Below are 20,041 nucleotides of genomic sequence, written 5' to 3' on the forward strand. Positions count from 1 at the left end.
GTCGGTCCCTGACGGGCGCTAGCGCTAATGTGGCCGCGAAGGCGGCGTTGTCAAAGCCCGCGGCGACGTGCCCGCACAATACCCCAATACCGCGCGCATGACGCGCCTTCTCAATGCAGCGGCATTCAGTTTGCCGCGCTCTCCCGTACCGTCGGTTGTGCCTTGGGTGATCGCGGGCACGTCGCCTGCGTCCTCGTTGCGCTTCGTGACGCGCGGCGCGTCGGGCATGCCCGGGTCCCTGACGATCATGCCGTGAAGTGCATCGGCGACACGCGGGTTGCCGTCGCCACGCAGCAGGCTGCGCTCGCCGAAACCGGTCAGACGCGCTAGCGGGGCGGTGCAGGACAACACCCACGGGCGTGGTTTTAAATACACAAAATTGCAATAAGGCAAATTTGTGCAACACTAGCACTTATGAGCGCTGCCCCCGACGCAAGCTGGTGCGGCAGGCGCGGCTCATGACTGGATCTGTTCTCGCGTCGCATTGCCTGAGTATCGTACTGCCTTATGCTGATTCTTCTCAACCTGCTGTCGGGTGTGGCGTTGCTGGTCTGGGGCTCACACATCGTGCGCACGGGCATCCTGAGGGTGCTTGGGGCGGACCTGCGGCGCGTCCTGAGCCGCAGCACTGATAGCCGGTTCAAGGCGTTCGGTGCCGGCGTTGCGGTCACGAGCCTCGTGCAGAGCAGCAACGCAACGGCCGTGATCCTGACATCCTTTGCAGCTCAGGGCCTGTTGCCGCTCGCGAGCGGTCTCGCGATCATGCTCGGCGCCGATGTCGGTACTGCGTTGATGGCGCGGATCCTGACGCTCGATCTCTCATGGTTATCCCCGATTCTCGTGCTCGTCGGTGTGCCGCTTTTCCTCTCGCGCAAGCAGACACGCGCGGGCCAGGTCGGCCGTACCGCGATTGGCCTCGGGCTGATCCTGCTCGCGCTGCATCTGATTGTCGAAGCCGTGCAACCGATGATGCAGGGTGCCGGCGTACGCGTGATGTTCGGCGCACTGACAGGCGACACGCTGCTCGATGCGCTGGTTGGCGCAGCGTTCGCAATGATTTCGTATTCGAGTCTGGCGGCGGTATTGCTCACTGCAACGCTGGCGTCGTCGGGCGTCATTTCGCTGAAGGTGGCGTTGTGCCTCGTGATCGGCGCGAATCTGGGCAGCGGTCTGCTCGCGCTGACAGGCACGTTGGCGCAGAACGCCGCCGCGCGCCGGCTGGCGCTTGGTAGCCTCGCGTTCAAGCTGGCTGGGGCATTTCTCATCCTGCCGTTCACGTCGCTGCTCGCGAGCGGATTGCCGATGCTGATCAGTCTGCCGCGTGAAGCAGTGGTCGGGTTTCACCTGATCTACAACACGCTGCGCTGCCTTGCCTGCGTGCCGCTGATCGATCCGGTCGCGCGCTTCTGCTATCGCGTGTTGCCGGACCGTCCCGACCCGAATGGCGAGCTGCGTTCGCTGCATCTCGACGTGGCCGCGTTGCCCACACCCACGCTTGCGCTTGCCAACGCGGCACGCGAAGTGCTGCGCATCGGCGACATCGTGCGTACGATGCTCGATAACGTCGCCGACCTCATTCACCGTAACGATCTGCAAAAGGCACGCGAAACGGCGCGGCTGGACGACGACGTCGACTATCTGTATGCCGCCGTCAAAGATTACCTCTCGCGCATTTCACGCGAGCAGCTCGACGAAACAGACAGCCGCCGCTGGACCGACATCATTTCGCTGACGATCAACCTCGAGCATGCGGGTGACATCATCGAGCGGATCGTCGCCGATATCGAAGAGAAGAAAATCTCCCACCGTCTTTCGTTTTCCGAGGAAGGGCTCGGGGAACTGGACGACCTGCACGCACGGCTCGTCAGCAACCTGCAACTCGGGCTGTCGGTGTTCCTGAACAACGACCTGGGTTGCGCGGAGCTGCTGCTGGCGGAAAAGGAGCGGTTTCGCGATCTCGAGCGCGCGTACTCTTACAAACACCTGGACCGTCTTGCTGGACAGACCGTACGCAGCATCGAGACGAGCGCGTTGCATCTGGACATGCTGAGCGACATGAAGAGGCTGAATTCGCTGTTCTGCTCGACCGCGTATCCCGTGCTCGATGCAGCAGGCGCGTTGCATGACACAAGGCTTCGCAAGCGCACGCTCGACGCAATCCACGTTGCCACGGAGTAAAGCGCGGCGACGTGCAGTCAGGTTGTCACGCGAGGATCACCTGTTCCAGTTTCCTTTTTAGCGTCGGGAAGCCCACTGCTTCAGTGGCTTTGCGATTCGTGATCAGCAGATCGATGCGATTGACCGGGCAGTAGGCAATGCGGCTGCGCTGTCCGATCTTGCTGTAGTCGGCGAGAATTACCACGCGGTCCGCGTTGTTTACCATCGCGCGCGCCACTTCTGTTTCAGCATGATCGAAATTGGTAGCGCCACTGCGATGGTCGATCCCAACCGGCGAGAGCAGCGCGACGTCCGCGCGAAAGCGCTGGATTTCCGCGATCGTCGTGCCGCCGATGGTCGCGAGGGAGCGTTCGCTCAAGGTGCCCCCAAGCAGGATGACTTCGTTTGCGCTTTCTGCTGATTCGCTCGCGCCGCGCAGCTTGAGCGCGACGTCGACCGAGTTGGTAATGATCGTAAGATTGGCGAGCTTCGCGAGTTCCTCGGCCAGCAATGCGGTTGTTGTGCCCGAATCGATGAAGAGCGTCTGGCCACTACTGACAAAACCCGTTGCTGCACGCGCGATTGCGATTTTTGATTTGACGTGGGTCTGCGCGCGTTCGGCAATGGGCGCTTCGTCCGCGGGTTTGATTGCGCCGCCATGCACCCGCCTCAGTTCGCCCAGCGCTTCGAGATCGAGCAGGTCGCGCCGCACAGTCTCACGCGAGACACCGAGATCGGCCATGATGCGTTCGGTCGATACCCGTTGCAGCGTCGAGAGCAGTGCGCGTATGCGCTGATGTCGGTCTTCCTGCCACATGCTTTTCCCCGGCAATGGATTCTTTCAGGACGCCCGGCGCTGTCACGTCGAGGCAGGCCGGAAATGGATGAGCGGCCGTCTGCGCGCTCGATTATCAACCGGTTTTACACGACCAATATTGCATTTTTTTGTCGGCTTGCAAATTTGTGTAATTGCTTCTAGCCTTGCTCCGAACCCGGGCCGTGCAGCGCGTCCGGACATTGGCGGGGCGGCCTTTCCGACGACAGTTGACGCTGCATGACGGCAGACGAAGGCAGGGAAACTTGGCAAATCCGAACGATCGTGTAGGCGCTACAGGCTGGCCTTATCCGCGACGGGTGGCGCATCGCTGCGGCGGTACGCTCGCGCCCGAGAACACGCTGGCCGGAATCGACGCGTGCGTGCGCTACGGCTATCGCATGATCGAGTTCGATGCCAAGCTCTCCGCCGACGACGAAATCTACCTGCTGCACGACGACACGCTCGAGCGCACCACGAACGGCACAGGTGCCGCCGTCGAGCGCACCTGGAAGGAACTCGCGCAGCTCGACGCAGGGGCGTGGTTTGGCCCGCAGTTCGCCGGCACTCGCCTGCCCACGCTGGCCGAAACGGCCGCGCGTTGCGCTCAGGAAGGGATCGCCGCCAATATAGAAATCAAGCCTTGCCCTGGCCGCGAAGCGGAAACGGGTCATCTCGTTGCGCGCGCCGCGCTGGATCTCTGGCGTACGCAGACCCAGCCGCTCCTCTCGTCGTTTTCTTTCGAAGCGCTTGCTGCCGCACGCGACGCCGTTCCTGAACTGCCGCGCGGCATGCTGTTCGAAGACGTTCCAGAGGACTGGTTGCGCATCGTGCGGGAACTCGACTGCGTATCGCTGCACGCCGACCATCAACACCTGAACGCGCGACTGATCGAGGACATTCATGCAGCCGGGCTGCGCGTGCTGACCTATACGGTCAACGACCCGCTGCGTGCGAACGAGCTCATTGAATGGGGCGCTGACATAATTTGTACAGATCGCATCGATATCATCCGGGCCGGCGCGGGCGCTGCGTCGCCGGTCGCGCGATAGATTCAACGCGCGCTCAAGCACTATGTCGTGACGTGGCGCAGTACCGAGAGACCAGTCGAATAGCAGTTTTCCCAACGTAGCAATGTCGGCAGAGGGTGGAAAAAACATGAACCGGACCTGGGCACATTCTTTTGTTTCGATGTCGGCGATCGCTGCGGCTGCGGCGACGTGCATGAACAGCGCGTCGGCCGCGCCGCCGGATGCGCTTGTCGCGGCCGCAAAGCAGGAAGGTCAGCTCACGGTGATCGCGCTGCCGCACGACTGGTGCGGCTATGGCCCGATGATCGCGGCCTTTCAGGCAAAGTACGGCATCAAGATCAACGAGCTGAACCCCGATGCGGGTTCGGGCGACGAGCTCGAAGCCATCAAGGCGAACAAGGGCAACAAGGGGCCGCAGGCGCCTGACGTGATCGACGTCGGCCTGTCGTTTGGTCCGACGGCGAAGGCGGCGGGTCTGCTGCAGCCGTACAAGGTCTCGACGTGGAAGGCGATTCCCGACGCGGTCAAGGACGCCGAAGGCTACTGGTATGGCGATTACTACGGCGTGCTCGCGTTCGAAGTCAACGCGGACATGATCGACAAGGCGCCGGCCGACTGGTCCGACCTTCAGAAGGCGGACTACAAGAACGCGGTCTCGCTCGCGGGTGATCCGCGTTCGGCGAATCAGGCCATCATGGGCGTGTACGCCGCCGGTCTGTCGGTTTCGAAGGGCGATGCGTCGAAGGCCGGCGCAGCAGGTCTCAAGTATTTCGCCGATCTGAACAAGAGCGGCAACTTCGTGCCGGTCATCGGCAAGGCTGCATCGCTTGCGCAAGGCACGACGCCGATCATCGTGCGCTGGGACTACAACGCGCTCGCTGACCGTGACACGCTGAAGGGCAATCCGAAGGTGCAGGTCATCGTGCCGAAGACGGGCGTCGTCGCAGGCGTCTATGTGCAGGCAATCAGCGCGTTCGCCCCGCACCCGAACGCTGCGAAGCTGTGGATGGAATACCTGTATTCGGACGAAGGCCAGATCGGCTGGCTGACGGGTTATTGCCATCCGATCCGCTACAACGAGCTGACTGCTTCGAAGAAGGTGCCGCAGGCGCTGCTCGACAAACTGCCGCCCGCTGCGCTGTACAAGAACGCGGTGTTCCCGACGCTCCAGCAGCAGGACGCGTACAAGGAAACGATCTCGAAGCAGTGGGATGCAACTGTTGGCGCGAACGTGAAGTAACTGGCGCGCGGACCTGCCTGTATTGGCAGGTCAGCAGGCGATGGACCCGGCGGGCGGCGCGCATGATGCGCCGCCCGTGCCGCATCCGGGTTCCGTGGCGCCTGTTGCGGCCGCAACCATTGCCACAGTCCCGACTATTGCCTTTGCGGTCACGCCGGTTGTTTTTGCCCTCTACGTCTGGCCTCTTTGTCTGAAGGTTTCCTGACTTATGAGCAGTCCACCGAATGCAGGCGCCGTGCCGCCGGAGTTGCAGGCGCCCCTTGCGTTGACGCCGACGCCGCCCGCAAAGGGCGTGACGCAGTCCGCCTCGTTATGGACATGGATCGGCGTATTGCCGTTCTTCGTGTTCGCGATGCTGTTCCTGATCCTGCCAACGGCCTTCCTGATGGTCGGTGCGTTTCAGGACCCGCAAGGCCATTTCACGCTGGTCAACTTCCGCGACCTCTTCTCGGAAGGTGTGATGGACGCGTACTGGATCAGCTTCAAGGTCAGCGCCGCATCGGCGTTCGGCGGCGCGGTCATCGGGTCGCTGCTTGCATGGGCGGCCGTTCAGGGCCAGTTGCCCGGCTGGATTCGCCCGACGCTGATGACGTTTTCTGGTGTCGCTTCGAATTTCGCGGGCGTCCCGCTCGCGTTTGCGTTCATCTGCACGTTGGGGCGCGTCGGGCTCGTCACGGTGCTGCTCAGGAAATACACTGGCCTGAATCTCTACTCGACGGGCTTTAGCATTCTGAGCTTTACGGGTTTGACGCTCACGTACCTGTATTTCCAGATTCCCTTGATGGTGCTGATCGTCACGCCTGCGCTCGACGGTCTCAAGCGCGAGTGGCGTGAGGCCTGCGACTGTCTTGGCGGCACCGCGTTCCAGTACTGGCGTTACGTCGCGTTGCCGGTGTTATGGCCGAGCGTACTGGGCGCCGCGTTACTGCTCTTTGCGAATTCGTTTGGCGCAGTGGCGACGGCCTATGCGCTTACTGGCAGTTCGCTCAATATCGTGACGATCCTGCTGTACGCGCAGATTCGCGGCGACGTATTGCATAACCCGAACCTCGGCTATGCGCTCGCGCTCGGCATGATTCTCGTGACGGGCATCTCGAATGGCGGCTATATCTGGTTGCGCTCGCGCGCCGAAAGGGGGCGTCGATGAAATCCCAGTCGCGTGTGGGCGCGTGGACCGCGATCGTCGTCGGTTCGCTGTATTTCCTGATTCCGCTGATCGCGACGTTCGAGTTCAGCCTGCGCATGAAGCGCGGCGAGTACAGCTTCGAGGCATACCGGGTCGTGCTCGGCGATGCGCATTTTCAGGCGTCGTTTGGGTATTCGATCCTGATGGCGCTGCTGACGATCGTCGTCGGCATTTTGCTGGTGGTGCCCACCGCCTACTGGGTCCAGTTGCGCATGCCAAAGCTGCGACCGGTCGTCGAATTCATCACGTTGCTGCCGCTCGTGATTCCGGCAATCGTGATCGTCTTCGGGTACCTGCGCATGTACAACAGCAGTTCGATCCTGCCGCTTACCGGCAACGAGCGCGCCACCGACGTGCTGCTCGTATTCGGTTACGTGACGCTTTCGCTGCCGTACATGTATCGCGCGGTCGATGCCGGTTTGCGTGCCGTCGACGTGCGTTCGCTGACTGAGGCCGCCGAGTGCCTTGGCGCGAACTGGCCGACCATCCTCTTTAAGGTGATCTTTCCGAATATCCGTTCCGGCATCCTGTCGGGCGCGTTCCTGACGTTCGCCGTCGTGATCGGCGAATTCACGATCGCGAGCCTGCTCGACCGGCCGGCGTTTGGCCCTTACCTGCAGTTGATCGGCGCGAACCGCGCGTATGAACCTTCCGCACTTGCGATCATTGCGTTTGCGATTACGTGGGCGTCGATGGGCCTGATCCAGGTGTTCGGCTCAGCCCGCAAAACGAGCCGTGCTCCTGCGCTCGCCGCACAGAAACTCTGATGAATGAAGGCGCCCGTCATGGCATTCCTTGAAATAGAAAACCTGCACAAGACGTTTGGATCGAACATCGCGCTACATCACTTCGACATGAAGATCGAACGCGGCGAATTCATCACGTTTCTCGGGCCGTCGGGCTGTGGCAAGACGACGGTGCTGCGCATGATCGCAGGCTTCGAAAGTCCGACGCGTGGCACGATCCGCCTTGATGGACGCGACGTCATGCATCTGCGCACCCGTCAGCGCAAGGTCGGGATGGTCTTCCAGTCGTATGCGCTGTTTCCGAACATGACGGTGGCGGGCAACATCGGTTTCGGACTGCGTGTCGCCGGACGGCCGGAGGCGGAAATCCGCAAGCGTGTCGATGAAATGCTGGCGCTGATCAAGTTGCCGCATCTCGGCGACCGGTATCCGTGGCAGATGTCGGGCGGGCAACAGCAGCGCGTCGCGTTGGCGCGCGCGCTTGCCGGCAAGCCGCAGGTGTTGCTGCTCGACGAACCGCTGTCGGCGCTCGACGCGAAGATCCGCATTTCGCTGCGTCAGGACATTCGCATGTTGCAGCGTGAACTCGGCATCACGTCGATTTTCGTGACGCACGATCAGGAAGAAGCGCTGTCGATCTCAGACAGGATTGTCGTGATGAACGAGGGGCGCGTGGAACAGGTCGGCACGCCGTCGGAGATCTATAACTATCCGCGCACGCGCTTCGTGGCTTCGTTTGTCGGCACGCTCAATATCCTGACGGGGCACGTGGTGGACCCGTCAGCGGGAAAAATGGCCGTAGACGGCCAGGAGCTGATCACGACGCAGACGCTGGCGCCGGACGACGCCGGCAAAAAGCGCATGCTGGCCCTGCGGCCGGAGGCGATCGTGCTGGAGGCACCGGCACCGGGGCGCAACACGCTGGCGGCGACGGTCGAGGATGTCAGCTTCCTCGGCGCCGTGGTGCGGATCCGGGCACGCGTGCAGGAAGCCGTCATTTCGCTCGATGTCTTCAACGACCCGAACCGCAGGCTGCCAGAACGCGGCCAGCCAGTTGCGCTGGGCTTTTCACACGAGAATCTGCTGGTGCTGGAAGAGGGCGCGTGATTCCGGCGCGGGCGGCGGCCCGCGATACCGTGTTCTCCCCGCTGCGTTCTGTGGTCAAATGGAGCCGCACCGTCGTCCCCGGCTGGAGGTCCACGTTTCATGTCTGCCACGCAAGCAGGACCGCTGCGCGCCTTTGTCGCCATGATTCGCGCGGAGCAGGTCAATCTGACCGAGCGCTGGATGAAAGCGGTGTTCGGCGACAGTGATCTGAACGAAAGCGACAAGCTCACGTACGAACAGCTCGCCGATCATCTGCCGAATATTCTCGACGAAATCTGCGTCGCGCTGGAAAACGAGGACCTCGACAAGGCCGAACCGGCCATGGAGCGCAACGCGCGTCTGCACGGCAAGATGCGCTGGCGCCAGGGCTACCGGATCGATGAACTGATACGCGAGCTCGAACTGTTCCGGCAGGTGCTGATGGGCGCGCTCACGCAGTACGTCGAAACGCATCGCGACTTCACGCGACGTAACGAGGAGCGTGCGCGCCACTATATCGACGAGGCGCTCAGCTTCGTCACGCTCACGTCGGTTCGCGAAGTCGTGACCGAGCGGGACCGCAAGATCGACGAATACACGGGCCGGCTCGAACGCGCCAATCATGAGCTGCAACTGAAGCAGCAGCTCGTCAGCGAACTGTATGAATCGCGGATGCAGATTACGCGCAGCGTCGTGCACGACCTGCGTAACTTCCTGAACGTGTTTTCGATGGCGCTGCAGCTGGTGGCGCGCGCGCCGTCAAAGACGGAAACCGCGCTTGCGCTCGCGAACCGCCAGGCCGCCGATATGAAAGTGCTGGTCGACGAACTCGTCGAATATGCGGTCGTGCTGCGCGACGCGAACACGGTCGCGATCGAGTCGTTTGCGTTGCGCGAACTGTTCGACGAACTGGTGGCGTCGTGCCGCCCTTCGATCGAAGCGAAAGGCCTGCAGTTCGACACGTCCTTTGACCCGCAGCTGGCGGCCGTCTCGTCGAACCGCCTCAAGCTGAAGCAGGTCGCGCTCAATCTGCTGACCAACGCCGCGAAATACACAAAGACCGGCCGGATTGGCCTCACGATGGCCGCCGACGGTAACGACCACTGGCTACTGAGGGTGTCGGATACGGGCGTCGGCATTGGCCAGCACGACCGTGAGCGCGTATTCGAGGAATTCGAGCGCGTTGCAGGCGACGATGTGCCGGGCGCTGGTCTTGGCCTTGCGATCGTCAAGGAGCTGTGCCGGGTGCTGGATGGCAAGATTCGCTTCGATTCGCGCGAAGGTTTTGGCACGACGTTCGAGATCCGCTTTCCCACCCTGCTAAGTCTGAAGGACTGAACCGCAGGACGGTTCTGGCACCGGAGAAAAGGCGCATATGTTCGCCCGACCGCATTTCGTGGGACGAAATGCGTGCCAGACCGCAGTCTTCGTATGGGTCAGATGTCACGCTGGCGACTACCCGCCTTGTGACCGCACTGCTCAGATACGGAGTTCAGATGGCCCTGCATCGTGACCTCACCGACGCGCAATGGAGCAGCGTCGAAGCGCTCTTTATCGCGTTTCGCGCCCGCAAAGATCCACGCGGGCGTCCCACGCGCAACACGCGCATGGTGCTGAACGGCGTCCTGTGGATACTCGCGAGCGGGTCCGCGTGGGCCGCGCTGCCGACACGCTATCCGGACTACCGGACGTGTCACCGGCGCTTCAAGGTCTGGTTCGATTCGGGCGTTCTGCAGCGTGCGATGCACGACCTCTACGGCGAAACCGGCGACGCGATGTGCGAGGCGGTCGCTGCGCGCATGCATCGACCGCATCCCGGAGAACCGGCTGCGTCGGCCGGCACGCCGGCTTCGGGACGCTGGCGGGATCGCGCGCGACCCATGTCCCGCGCGGCCGATTGACCGACCTGGCGCCGGTATCGAAACAACGCGGATTCTGCCGGCGGTGAGCGGCCAGCCAGACGGGACTGGCGGGGACCGGCAGAAGCAGGGGCGCGCAGGGCGCGCCCCTTTTCCGCGTGGTTCGGGGCTGTCCGGCGACCAAACGCCGGACCGTGCACTTACTTCACCAGGTTTCCTTCACGCGTGACTTCGGCTGCGGCCGCCGACACGAACACGGCATGCACCGTGTCGCCGACCTTCAGCTTGTCGATCGAGACGTCCGGTGCCACTTCGAACACTTCCGTGCGGCTCGGGCCACGCAGCGTGACGAGACGCTTCTTGTGGTCGACCTTCTGTACGGTGGCCAGCACTTCGACACGGCGAGCCGATGCCACCACACCGTCCGAAGCCGGAATCGCCGCGTTCGTCTCGACGCGCTCGCGGATACCGCTCGACTTCGTCTTGTCGACGGCCAGCAGGATCGCGTTCCTGTACGCGATATCGACCTTGTCGCCGATCTGCAGCTTCTTCACGTCGCCGACCTGCGGGTCGACATCGACGACCGCTGCGTTGCCGCGCGGTCCGCGCAGCGTGACGCTGTTCGTCACGGCGTCGATGCCGATGACGGTCGCCTGAACGTGCACGAGCGCGCCGCCGCCGACGGCGTTCTGCGTTTCGGCCGAACTGGCGTTCTGCACGAATGCCGGCAAGGACAGCGCCACCGACAACATCATGGCTGCCTTGATCGCCGTCGCACGTTTCAGGCCGGTCTTCAGGGGTGACTTCATGACTACTCCTTTTGCGTAACTGCGTTGTGTTGCGAAAAAGTGACGGGCAGGCTTGAATGCGCGAGCGGTCTGTCAGACCTGCGGACACGCGGTGCATCGTTGCGGCGGCAAGTGCCGGCGACTGCCGGCGAAAGCGCGTCAGCCGCAGCCGGCAAGTGGCGGTCGCTCACGCGGCGCTGTTACTGGAACGTTGCGCTGACTGATAGCAGGACTGCGTTGCCCTTCGGACGTGCCTGCGCCTCGAATTCATTGACCCAGCGCAGCGAAGCCGAGACCGGCGTCTTGTCGATCGCGCCGGACCACGTCACGATCGGGCCGACACCGAGCGAATGGCCGCGTGTGCCGTCCGTCAGATCGGCAACACCGCCGCTGTCGGCGCCCAGCTGCTGGATCCAGCCACCGACCACGCCGACACCCCAGCCTCCCTTGAAGCGCTTGAGCGCGAGCAGATCGAGCACGCTGATGGGCGCGTTGTGATAGTGGGTGTCGTTGTTGGTCGTGTAGAATTCGACGCCGTAGTTCACCGAGAGCTCGATCTCCTGCGCGGGGAAGAGCTTCGTGTACGAGACGGTCGGCGTGAACGTCCACGTATTCTGGCCGGCGTTCGCGAGACGATCCGGGTTATAGGCGCCCGTCGGCGCGTAGATCTGGACGCTCAATGCGACGTGGTCGGTCTTCGTCAGGTGATAGCCCGCCACGACCGGCGTGAAGAAGATGTCGGCAAACTGCGTGGCGTGATCGTCAGGCAGTACCCCGTGAAACGACGATGCGTTCGTGTACTGAACCGGCACGCCGAACGACGAAGCGAAGTTCCACCCGCCTGCGGTAATGCCCCAGGTCTTGATTGCATTCGCGATGCTGTACACGATCTGATAGTCGAGACCGGCGGTGACGGTGCCCGCGATCGGCACCGTCTTGCTCTTGCCGAGCGAGCCCTGGTAGTAGATCGTCGAGAGCGACACGATCCAGTCGGACGTGGGCGGCACCACGCCTGCATACGGCGTCACCTGCATGCCGGTGATCGGGCGGCCAACCCCGCCTTCCGTTGCGTGCGCGAGCGGCGCAATGCCGAGACCCGCAATCCCCGCGGCCAGCGTCACTTTCATGCCGGCGCGTCGTGCGTCGCGCATCGGTCTGCCGAAATGTTGAATGATATTTTTCATTCTGGTTTTGCTCCTGTAACTTTTCCGTATTCGCATTGTGTCGGGTCTGCGTGACGGGCGGGGGGTGTCCACGTTCTGTCCATCCCGGCTTATTCTGGCCGCCATGCGCGCAACGGTGAAGGTCGAAGATTTCTTCCCATCAATGACCTCGTACGGTTTGCTGACCGGATTGCGTTCCTGTTTGCATGACTCACTTGCCGAACGTCATGTTCAGCCCCGCGAAAATCGTGAACTGCGGCACGCCCGCGCCCGAATGGGCGATCGAATACTGCGGTTCGATGAATGCGTTATAGATGGTCGAGCCGCCTTTCCAGGCCTTGCCCGCGCCGAGGCCGACCGGGATGTAGTAGCTGCCATGCTGGAGGTCGAACGTCCATGTGCCGGTCGACCGGATGTACCAGCCGCCGGGGAGGTTGAAAATCCCGAAAGGCTGCGCGGTGAGCGACTGCGTGGCCGGACGGCTGTTCTGGCCGGCAAACGAATGCTGCCACTGCACCAGAGCGCCAAGAAGCCGCGCTTTCGTTGCGCTCACGGCGACCGCGGCGAGACCCGCCTGCCATTTACCCGTGCCGAGGCTCGGATCGGTCGCGGTGGGCATGGTCACCAGTGGCCCGACGCCGACCTGGAACTCGCCCTGGCTTAGCAAAAAGATGTCGAACAGATTGATGTCGCCGAGGCCGGTGTTGTAGCCGCCACCCGAATCGGGGCGCGTGCTGATGGGCACCGTGCCGCGGAAGATCTGCGGTACGCCGATCAACCCGGGGCCAACTGGCACCGTGGGCCGCAGCAGCAGGTCATTGGTATGAGCGTTCGCGCCGAACAGGCTCGGCGTATAGAAATTCTGGACGTTGAACGAGGCGGCGAGGTTAAGCGGGTTGTTGCTCTTGTTGGCGTCTTCCGCGGTCTGCGCGCGTGCGCCTTGAGTGACAAGCAGAATTGAAAATAACGATATCCGGATAAACCGGCGAGCAATGTGCATGTTTTTATAAAAGATACGGACGCGCCGGACGTGATTATCCGTTTGCTCTCGCAAACCAGATTACACAATATGCATATGAACTGGGGTTAATCGACTACGCAGGCCAATTCCGCCGAGGCTGCAGTGGTTCAAAAACTTCCAGTAACTGAATTGACTGACTGCGTGCCGCTGCAGGCCATCAGGGGCAACGCAAGACAATACAGGCCAGCTATGAAGGTGTAGGGAGAACCGTTCTCACACACATACAGCGAGCCTCCTTAAGGATAAGACAGCACTTGATGCGGCGACAAAAATGGGTTCGCATGGCCCAACGGTTCGCAAATACTAGCAAACGTTTAAAAACGTGACACGCATAATTTGTAACACCGCGGAAGACCCGAATGATCATGACGATTATTTCGTCTTGAGCGCGACGGGTCAAGACTGTGGATGCAGAGGTTTGATATTGCTCAGCGAATATTTAATCTTCGTGTCGTTTAGGAATTTTCCAGCAGTATCGAACCTGAAAATCGGAAATAAAAAAGCCGGGCATCGAGCCCGGCTTTCTGTCAGGAATTTAAAAGAAACGCGTCAGTTGAAGAGCTTCATTGCCTGAATCAGCGTGTTGACGACGCCCCATGTCAGTGGAATCAGCACGTAGGCCCAGAAGACGACCAGTTTGACTTTATTGGTCGGATGCGCGGCGGTTGATGCAGTCATGTCGGTCTCCTTACTGGCCAGCGAGCTGTGTATCGCTCATGTGATGTTTGTCGTCCACGCGATTGATGAGCAGATTGCAGACAAAGCCCACCACCAGCAGCACGGCCATGATGTGCACGGTCATCGTGTACGCATCGGCCTTGGCCACGCCATGCGCGACTTCATAGGCGCGGATGTAGTTGACGAGCACCGGGCCAGCCACGCCGGCTGCCGCCCATGCCGTCAGCAGACGGCCGTGAATGCCGCCGACGAATGCTGTGCCGAACATGTCCGCGAGATACGCGGGAACGGTCGCGAAGCCGCCGCCGTACATCGAAAGAATCACGCAGTACGACAGCACGAAGAGCGCGATGTTGCCAGACGAGGCGAAGCCCGGCACGGCGTAGTACAGCACGGCGCCGAGGGCGAAGAAGATGAAGTACGTGTTCTTGCGGCCGATATAGTCCGACGTCGATGCCCACACGAAGCGGCCACCCATGTTGAAGAGCGACAGCAGCCCGACGAAGCCCGCAGCAGCCGCGGCCGTCACGGTGTTCTTGAAGCTCTCCTGGATCATCACCGAAGCCTGCCCGAGAATGCCGATGCCAGCCGTGACGTTCAGGAACAGCACGAGCCAGATCAGGTAGAACTGCGGCGTCTTCAGCGCCTGGTCGATGTGTACGTGGTTGCGCGTGATCATCTTGTGCGACGTTTCAGGCGGCGTCCAGCCAGCCGGCTTCCAGTCCTTCGCAGGAATGCGGATTGCCAGCGCACCGATGGTCATCGAAATGAAATACGCGATGCCGAGCACCACGAACGTTTCGGCGACACCGATGCTCGTCTCGCTCTTGAAGTGGTTCATGAGCGCCACCGACAGCGGCGCGGCGATCATCGCGCCGCCGCCGAAGCCCATGATCGCCATGCCGGTCGCCATGCCGCGGCGGTCCGGGAACCAGCGGATCAGCGTCGACACCGGCGATACATAGCCGAGCCCCAGCCCGATGCCGCCGATCACCCCGTAGCCGAGATAGAGCAGCACGATCTGATGCAGCCACACGCCGATTGCCGACACGATAAAACCGCCGCCGAAGCAGCATGCCGCCGTGAACATCGTGCGACGCGGACCGACGCGTTCGAGCCATTTGCCGGCGAACGCAGCCGACAGACCCAGAAACACGATGGCGAGCGAGAAGATCCAGCCAAGCGTGGTGAGCGTCCAGTCCTCGGGCGCGGACTGCGTGATGCCGATGACTTTCGTGAGCGGGCCGTTGAAGACGGAGAACGCATAGGCCTGGCCGATACACAGATGCACGGCAAGCGCGGCGGGCGGGACCATCCAGCGCGAAAAGCCAGCCGGTGCGACGGTAGCCTGTTTGGAAAAGAAGCCGTTTGAACCCGGAGTCGGCGGGTGGTCGGTCATGCTGCTCATGGTCGGTCTCCGTTGAGGGTGATTATTAGTTATCGGCACTGTCGCGCTGTTCTTGAGCGCGGCCTTTTGAATCTTTGCGTTGCGCCTGCAACGATATGAGCAGTGGTCACCCTTGGCAATATGAGGCGCGAATGCATAACGGGTTTGCCCGAAGGGATTCGCACGTGCACGCGAAGAGATTCGCTCATGCATGCACGTAGCAGGCGGCGTGCCGCGGGGTGTTTTTGCGGCCCACATAGTGTGATTTACGGACTGTTTTGAGGGGTGGATTCAGATACCGGGACAGTTAGGGTTTTGGAGTGTGCAGATTACCGGGGGCGTGTCGCTAGCAAGGCGTGCAAGAGCAAACCATCGAGGAAGTGCATGTTCAGAAAACTGTCTATCCGGGCGACGTTGACCGCTGTTATTGGCGTGTTGTCGCTCATGTCGATCGCAATCGGTGCGATGGGCATTGCGGGGACGCGCATGAGCAACGTCGCGCTGCAAAAGATGTATAGCGATGACACGGGCGCACTGGTCGCCCTGCATCAGAGTTCGGAAGAAGTGCTGCGTGCGCGTCTGCTGATGAACAGCTACTACGCGCTTTACGGTCTGGGTGAGCCGGACCCTGCGCTTCTCGACGAATCGCATCGCGCGGTCAACGTCGCCGACGGGGCGTACAAACGCTTCGACGGTATCGTCAAACAGGATGAGGATCTGCGCGCCGATGTGGAGAGTCTTGGGGCAACGCGTGCGAAGCTCGTTTCGCAGGCGCTCCTGCCGGCGTTCAAGGCGCTCGATACCAACGACTTCATTTCATTCAAGACGCTGCAGGGCAAGGAAACAGAAGCAATTGCCGGCCAGTACGCGCGCGCAGTCGAGGCGCTCGAGGCACGTCTGATGCAGCGTCAGGAAGGACGTTTCCTGCAGGCGCAGAGCCGGTTCTCGCTCACCGTGCAGGTGCTCGTGGGCGTGACCGTGCTGCTGCTTGCCGTGAGCATTGCGGGGCGCATGACGTTGATGCGCGCGATCATCCGTCCCGTCGAACATGCGATTGCGCAGTTCCGCCTGATCGCCGGCGGCGATCTGTCGGGTGAGATCCATAACGAACGCAACAATGAAATGGGCGCGTTGCTGGGCGCGTTGAGCCAGATGCAGGACGGCCTGCGCCGTACCGTGGTGACCGTGCGCAGCAGCACGGACGTCATCCACACGGGCGCGCAGGAAATCGCGCACGGCAACACCGATCTGTCGTCGCGCACGGAACAGCAGGCGGCAGCGCTCGAAAAGGCCGCCGTCGGCATGGAAGAACTGACGATTACCGTGCGTCAGAACGCCGACAACGCGAAGCAGGCGAACGAGCTGGCGCAGAAAGCATCGGAGACGGCAGTCGCGGGCGGCGGCGCGGTGCACGAAGCGGTCAGCACGATGCGCGATATTTCGCGCGACTCGCAGCGCATCGCCGAAATCATTGGCGTCATCGACGGCATTGCGTTCCAGACGAACATTCTCGCGCTCAACGCGGCCGTCGAATCGGCGCGTGCGGGCGAGCAGGGAAGAGGCTTCGCCGTCGTGGCCGCGGAAGTGCGCAGCCTCGCGCAGCGTACGGCAGCAGCGGCGAAGGAAATCGCCTCGCTGATCGGCAGCTCCGTCGAGCGGATCCGCTCCGGCGAAGCGCTCGTGGAACGCGCGGGCGTCACGATGAGCGACGTTGTCGCTTCGGTGCAACGCGTGACGCAGATCATGTCGGAGATTTCGAGCGCCGCCGAGCAGCAGCATCACGGCCTCGAGCAGATCAACGTCACGGTCACGCAGATGGACCAGTCGACGCAGCAGAACGCCGCCCTCGTCGAGCAGGCTGCGGCGGCAGCGGAGTCGCTGCGGGCGCAATCGAAGCTTCTGAAAGAAGCCGTCGCGGTGTTCCGGCTGGAGACGGTCGCCGTCGCCTGACGCAGGCCGGTGGGGCGCCTGCGTCGTCGGGCGTACGCTTCCCGGGCCGGCCGCCGTGCGCAAGGCACTGGCGGGGCGTCTTCATGCAATCGCGCTGCGCCTCCCGGCGCACCCCCGCTCCCATTGAGTCCCAATTTGCACGGCGGAGGCGCGTCTCTGCCGCCCGTGCTACCGTGTGCCTGTGCTTTAGAAGCAACAGTCTGTGATATATCACATACGGAATATTGATTTTTGCGGCAATGCAGCATATGATTGAGTCATTCACTCACTCATTCGGAGCTTCAAATGGATTTTGTTTCTCTGTCGCTGCTTGCCATCGGTGTGGTCGGTCTTGGTTCCGCTGCCACTGTTTTGCTGACAAAATGGATTCCGCAGCCGGTTGCTGAGCTCGCCGCGCTGCACGGTCGCTATGTCGGCCTCGGTGAAGCGGCCCCCGTCGCCAGGCCGTATCGTGAGCGTGTTCAACAAGAGGCGATGAATGTCGTCAGAACTTCAAACTGAAACAGTGGCTACACCCGCCGTTGCACTCCCGGTCGCATCGCTGACGCTGGCCCTCCAGCCGATCAATGCGACCGCCAGCCTGCGCGATCAGGCTTACGCCATGTTGCGTCAGGCCATTGCCGACGCGGATATTTACCAGTCGCGCGAGGAAATCCGCCTCGACGAACGCGTGCTGAGCGAAACGCTCGGCGTGAGTCGTACACCCGTTCGCGAAGCCATGACGCTGCTGGAGCAGGAAGGCTTTCTGCGCATGGTGCCGCGTCGCGGCATCTATATCGTGCGCAAGAGCAAGCGTGAAATCGTCGAGATGATCCAGATGTGGGCCGCGCTGGAAAGCATGGCCGCGCGTCTCGCGACGCAAAACGCGACGGATGCGGAAATCGCGCGTCTGCGCCACATGTTCGATCATTTCCGCGATGCCACGCCGGCCGAGCACATCGCCGAATACTCCGATGCCAACATCGCGTTTCATCAGGCGATCGTCGAGTTGTCGAAGTCGCAGATCATCCTCGACACGATCAAGAACATCTTCATCCACGTACGTGCAATCCGTCGCATGACGATTTCGCAGAGCGACCGGGCGTCACGCTCGATCGTCGACCATCTGCGGATCATCGAGGCGCTGGAGCAGCGCGATACCGAACTGGCGGAACGTCTCACGCGCCAGCATTCGCTCGATCTCGCCACGTTTGTCGAGGCGAACTGCGATTTTCTCGACTGACCGGTTTCGCCGGTTTCGCTGAAGACCAGCATTGAAGCAACAGGGCCAGCGGTGGCGTTACCGCTGGCCCTGTTGCCGTATACGGCCGCAGATGCGTGCGCTCACACCATCTCATTCCGCCCCCGGCCATAAGCCGGGAAAGCCCTCCCTTGACGTCCCATGAAATCTGGTATGTGATATATCACAACGAATCGTGAATGAATGGTGCTCGGTATTTTCCCCTGGTCAAGACAGCGCGAGGTAATGGGCTTACGGTCTGAAACCCAGGCCAGAAGCGCCTCACACGGATATTCGACCAGAAAGGCAGTATTTAAATTACGCTTGAATGAATGTGATATATCACATACCGTGTCGGTCAGGGCAAGTCGATCTTGCCGCAGATCGCAGTCACGCACGACGGACCGGTGTGCACACAGAACGCATACATCATTGAAGGAGACATGACATGGGTAAAGCGCTCGACGGCGTGCGGATTCTCGACTTCACACATGTGCAGTCGGGGCCGACGTGCACGCAGTTGCTGGCATGGTTCGGTGCCGACGTGATCAAGGTGGAGCGGGCCGGTGCAGGCGACATCACGCGCGAGCAGCTGCGCGACATTCCGGATGTCGACAGCCTGTATTTCACGATGCTCAATCACAACAAGCGCTCGGTCACGATCGACACGAAGAACCCGGAAGGCAAGCTGGTTCTCGAGGCGCTGATCCAGAAATGCGACGTGCTGGTGGAGAACTTCGCACCGGGCGCGCTCGATCGCATGGGCTTCACCTGGGAGCGCATCCAGGAACTCAATCCGAAGATGATCGTGGCGTCCGTGAAGGGCTTCGGCCCCGGTCCCTACGAGGACTGCAAGGTCTACGAGAACGTCGCGCAATGCGCGGGCGGCGCGGCCTCGACAACCGGCTTCGACGACGGCCCGCCGGTCGTGAGCGGCGCGCAGATCGGCGACAGCGGCACGGGGCTGCATCTCGCGCTCGGCATCGTCACGGCGCTCTATCAGCGCACGATGACGGGACGTGGCCAGAAGGTGCTGGCGGCGATGCAGGACGGCGTGCTGAACCTGTGCCGCGTGAAGCTGCGCGACCAGCAACGGCTCGAACGCACCGGCGTCATGAAGGAATATCCGCAGTACCCGAACGGCACGTTCGGTGAAGCGGTGCCGCGCGCCGGCAATGCGTCGGGCGGTGGCCAGCCGGGCTGGATCCTGAAGTGCAAGGGCTGGGAAGCCGATCCGAATGCGTACATCTACTTCATCACGCAGGCGCCCGTGTGGGCGAAGATCTGCAACGTGATCGGCAAGGAAGAATGGGCTACCGATCCCGACTACGCGACGCCTGCGGCGCGTCTGCCGCGCCTGAAGGAAATCTTCGCCGAAGTCGAACGCTGGACGATGTCGAAGACCAAGTTCGAGGCTATGGAAATCCTCAACAAGTACGACATTCCGTGCGGCCCGATCCTGTCGATGAAGGAAATCGCCGAAGACCCGTCGCTGCGCAAGACCGGCACGATCGTCGAAGTCGATCATCCGACGCGCGGCAAGTACCTGACGGTCGGCAATCCGATCAAGCTGTCCGACAGCCCCACTGAAGTGACGCGCTCGCCGCTCCTTGGCGAACACACCGACGAGGTGATGGCTGAACTCGGCTACTCGCTGGAGCAGATCAGCGCGCTGCGTGTGGCCGGCGCCATCTGAAGTTTTCGTTCACGCGAGCA

19 protein-coding genes are annotated in these 20,041 nt (G+C 61.8%); 12 read left to right on the forward strand and 7 right to left on the reverse strand.

The genetic code is table 11. The features are described 5' to 3' along the window. Nucleotides 1–24: 24 nt before the first annotated feature. Nucleotides 25–348 carry a hypothetical protein gene (locus tag LPA36_RS09760; protein ID WP_228875941.1) on the reverse strand — a complete coding sequence of 108 codons (324 nt, stop codon included), beginning with the start codon at nucleotides 346–348 and terminating at the stop codon, nucleotides 25–27. 159 nt (nucleotides 349–507) lie between these two features. Here LPA36_RS09760 and LPA36_RS09765 point away from each other — a divergent pair, with 159 nt between their 5' ends. Then, the gene (locus tag LPA36_RS09765; protein ID WP_228875942.1) at nucleotides 508–2,178 is read left to right on the forward strand and encodes a Na/Pi cotransporter family protein; all 1,671 of its coding nucleotides are present in this window, start codon (nucleotides 508–510) and stop codon (nucleotides 2,176–2,178) included. A gap of 25 nt (nucleotides 2,179–2,203) precedes the next feature. On the opposite strand, the gene LPA36_RS09770 is transcribed toward LPA36_RS09765, so the two are convergent. Further along, entirely contained in the window at nucleotides 2,204–2,974 is a 771-nt protein-coding gene (locus LPA36_RS09770) for a DeoR/GlpR family DNA-binding transcription regulator (RefSeq protein ID WP_228875943.1), read from the reverse strand. 263 nt (nucleotides 2,975–3,237) lie between these two features. On the opposite strand from LPA36_RS09770, the gene ugpQ reads away from it, so the two are divergent. The 7 genes from ugpQ to LPA36_RS09805 all read left to right on the forward strand — a co-directional run bounded on the left by ugpQ (nucleotide 3,238) and on the right by LPA36_RS09805 (nucleotide 10,161). After that, a complete protein-coding gene (gene ugpQ, locus LPA36_RS09775; RefSeq protein WP_228875944.1) occupies nucleotides 3,238–4,023 on the forward strand; it encodes a glycerophosphodiester phosphodiesterase in 786 nt (261 codons plus the stop codon). A gap of 106 nt (nucleotides 4,024–4,129) precedes the next feature. Beyond that, nucleotides 4,130–5,242, forward strand: a complete 1,113-nt coding sequence (locus LPA36_RS09780; RefSeq protein ID WP_228875945.1) for an ABC transporter substrate-binding protein — start codon at nucleotides 4,130–4,132, stop codon at nucleotides 5,240–5,242. A gap of 208 nt (nucleotides 5,243–5,450) precedes the next feature. Beyond that, a complete protein-coding gene (locus tag LPA36_RS09785) occupies nucleotides 5,451–6,389 on the forward strand; it encodes an ABC transporter permease (RefSeq protein ID WP_228875946.1) in 939 nt (312 codons plus the stop codon). Next, on the forward strand, nucleotides 6,386–7,195 hold the full coding sequence (locus LPA36_RS09790; protein ID WP_228875947.1) for an ABC transporter permease: 810 nt from the start codon (nucleotides 6,386–6,388) through the stop codon (nucleotides 7,193–7,195). Before LPA36_RS09785 ends, LPA36_RS09790 begins: the two co-directional genes overlap by 4 nt. Nucleotides 7,196–7,213: 18 nt before the next feature. Then, a complete protein-coding gene (locus tag LPA36_RS09795; protein WP_228875948.1) occupies nucleotides 7,214–8,281 on the forward strand; it encodes an ABC transporter ATP-binding protein in 1,068 nt (355 codons plus the stop codon). Between the two features lie 99 nt (nucleotides 8,282–8,380). Further along, the gene (locus LPA36_RS09800; RefSeq protein ID WP_228875949.1) at nucleotides 8,381–9,598 is read left to right on the forward strand and encodes a sensor histidine kinase; all 1,218 of its coding nucleotides are present in this window, start codon (nucleotides 8,381–8,383) and stop codon (nucleotides 9,596–9,598) included. Nucleotides 9,599–9,756: 158 nt separating this feature from the next. Further along, the gene (locus LPA36_RS09805) at nucleotides 9,757–10,161 is read left to right on the forward strand and encodes a transposase (RefSeq protein WP_228875950.1); all 405 of its coding nucleotides are present in this window, start codon (nucleotides 9,757–9,759) and stop codon (nucleotides 10,159–10,161) included. Nucleotides 10,162–10,319: 158 nt separating this feature from the next. On the opposite strand, the gene LPA36_RS09810 is transcribed toward LPA36_RS09805, so the two are convergent. From LPA36_RS09810 to LPA36_RS09830, 5 genes are all read right to left on the reverse strand, one after another. Then, entirely contained in the window at nucleotides 10,320–10,928 is a 609-nt protein-coding gene (locus tag LPA36_RS09810; RefSeq protein WP_228875951.1) for a copper-binding protein, read from the reverse strand. Between the two features lie 179 nt (nucleotides 10,929–11,107). Continuing rightward, nucleotides 11,108–12,091, reverse strand: coding sequence for a SphA family protein (locus LPA36_RS09815; RefSeq protein ID WP_228875952.1), 984 nt, complete (start codon nucleotides 12,089–12,091; stop codon nucleotides 11,108–11,110). Between the two features lie 190 nt (nucleotides 12,092–12,281). Further along, entirely contained in the window at nucleotides 12,282–13,070 is a 789-nt protein-coding gene (locus LPA36_RS09820; protein WP_228875953.1) for a hypothetical protein, read from the reverse strand. 570 nt (nucleotides 13,071–13,640) lie between these two features. Further along, on the reverse strand, nucleotides 13,641–13,769 hold the full coding sequence (locus LPA36_RS09825; protein WP_228875954.1) for an MFS transporter small subunit: 129 nt from the start codon (nucleotides 13,767–13,769) through the stop codon (nucleotides 13,641–13,643). Nucleotides 13,770–13,779: 10 nt separating this feature from the next. Then, on the reverse strand, nucleotides 13,780–15,177 hold the full coding sequence (locus tag LPA36_RS09830; protein ID WP_228875956.1) for an L-lactate MFS transporter: 1,398 nt from the start codon (nucleotides 15,175–15,177) through the stop codon (nucleotides 13,780–13,782). A gap of 363 nt (nucleotides 15,178–15,540) precedes the next feature. On the opposite strand from LPA36_RS09830, the gene LPA36_RS29510 reads away from it, so the two are divergent. The 4 genes from LPA36_RS29510 to frc all read left to right on the forward strand — a co-directional run bounded on the left by LPA36_RS29510 (nucleotide 15,541) and on the right by frc (nucleotide 20,021). Then, nucleotides 15,541–17,106: a methyl-accepting chemotaxis protein gene (locus LPA36_RS29510; protein WP_324250922.1), complete on the forward strand. Its 1,566-nt coding sequence runs from the start codon at nucleotides 15,541–15,543 to the stop codon at nucleotides 17,104–17,106. Between the two features lie 285 nt (nucleotides 17,107–17,391). Continuing rightward, a complete protein-coding gene (locus tag LPA36_RS09845) occupies nucleotides 17,392–17,607 on the forward strand; it encodes a hypothetical protein (protein WP_228875957.1) in 216 nt (71 codons plus the stop codon). Next, nucleotides 17,585–18,328, forward strand: a complete 744-nt coding sequence (locus LPA36_RS09850; RefSeq protein WP_228875960.1) for a GntR family transcriptional regulator — start codon at nucleotides 17,585–17,587, stop codon at nucleotides 18,326–18,328. Before LPA36_RS09845 ends, LPA36_RS09850 begins: the two co-directional genes overlap by 23 nt. Nucleotides 18,329–18,773: 445 nt before the next feature. After that, complete coding sequence (gene frc / locus LPA36_RS09855) at nucleotides 18,774–20,021, forward strand: formyl-CoA transferase (RefSeq protein WP_228875961.1); 1,248 nt, start codon at nucleotides 18,774–18,776, stop codon at nucleotides 20,019–20,021. The last annotated feature ends 20 nt before the right edge of the window (nucleotides 20,022–20,041 follow it).

Origin of the sequence: Paraburkholderia saeva (assembly GCF_907164555.1) — a bacterium.
Lineage (GTDB): Bacteria > Pseudomonadota > Gammaproteobacteria > Burkholderiales > Burkholderiaceae > Paraburkholderia > Paraburkholderia saeva.

Coding starts and splice junctions, on each gene's coding strand:
- LPA36_RS09765 (WP_228875942.1), top strand. CDS start 508: ATGCTGATTCTTCTCAACCTGCTGTCGGGTGTGGCGTTGCTGGTCTGG.
- LPA36_RS09770 (WP_228875943.1), bottom strand. CDS start 2,974: ATGTGGCAGGAAGACCGACATCAGCGCATACGCGCACTGCTCTCGACG.
- LPA36_RS09780 (WP_228875945.1), top strand. CDS start 4,130: ATGAACCGGACCTGGGCACATTCTTTTGTTTCGATGTCGGCGATCGCT.
- LPA36_RS09785 (WP_228875946.1), top strand. CDS start 5,451: ATGAGCAGTCCACCGAATGCAGGCGCCGTGCCGCCGGAGTTGCAGGCG.
- LPA36_RS09790 (WP_228875947.1), top strand. CDS start 6,386: ATGAAATCCCAGTCGCGTGTGGGCGCGTGGACCGCGATCGTCGTCGGT.
- LPA36_RS09795 (WP_228875948.1), top strand. CDS start 7,214: ATGGCATTCCTTGAAATAGAAAACCTGCACAAGACGTTTGGATCGAAC.
- LPA36_RS09800 (WP_228875949.1), top strand. CDS start 8,381: ATGTCTGCCACGCAAGCAGGACCGCTGCGCGCCTTTGTCGCCATGATT.
- LPA36_RS09805 (WP_228875950.1), top strand. CDS start 9,757: ATGGCCCTGCATCGTGACCTCACCGACGCGCAATGGAGCAGCGTCGAA.
- LPA36_RS09810 (WP_228875951.1), bottom strand. CDS start 10,928: ATGAAGTCACCCCTGAAGACCGGCCTGAAACGTGCGACGGCGATCAAG.
- LPA36_RS09815 (WP_228875952.1), bottom strand. CDS start 12,091: ATGAAAAATATCATTCAACATTTCGGCAGACCGATGCGCGACGCACGA.
- LPA36_RS09820 (WP_228875953.1), bottom strand. CDS start 13,070: ATGCACATTGCTCGCCGGTTTATCCGGATATCGTTATTTTCAATTCTG.
- LPA36_RS09825 (WP_228875954.1), bottom strand. CDS start 13,769: ATGACTGCATCAACCGCCGCGCATCCGACCAATAAAGTCAAACTGGTC.
- LPA36_RS09830 (WP_228875956.1), bottom strand. CDS start 15,177: ATGAGCAGCATGACCGACCACCCGCCGACTCCGGGTTCAAACGGCTTC.
- LPA36_RS29510 (WP_324250922.1), top strand. CDS start 15,541: ATGTTCAGAAAACTGTCTATCCGGGCGACGTTGACCGCTGTTATTGGC.
- LPA36_RS09845 (WP_228875957.1), top strand. CDS start 17,392: ATGGATTTTGTTTCTCTGTCGCTGCTTGCCATCGGTGTGGTCGGTCTT.
- LPA36_RS09850 (WP_228875960.1), top strand. CDS start 17,585: ATGTCGTCAGAACTTCAAACTGAAACAGTGGCTACACCCGCCGTTGCA.
- frc (WP_228875961.1), top strand. CDS start 18,774: ATGGGTAAAGCGCTCGACGGCGTGCGGATTCTCGACTTCACACATGTG.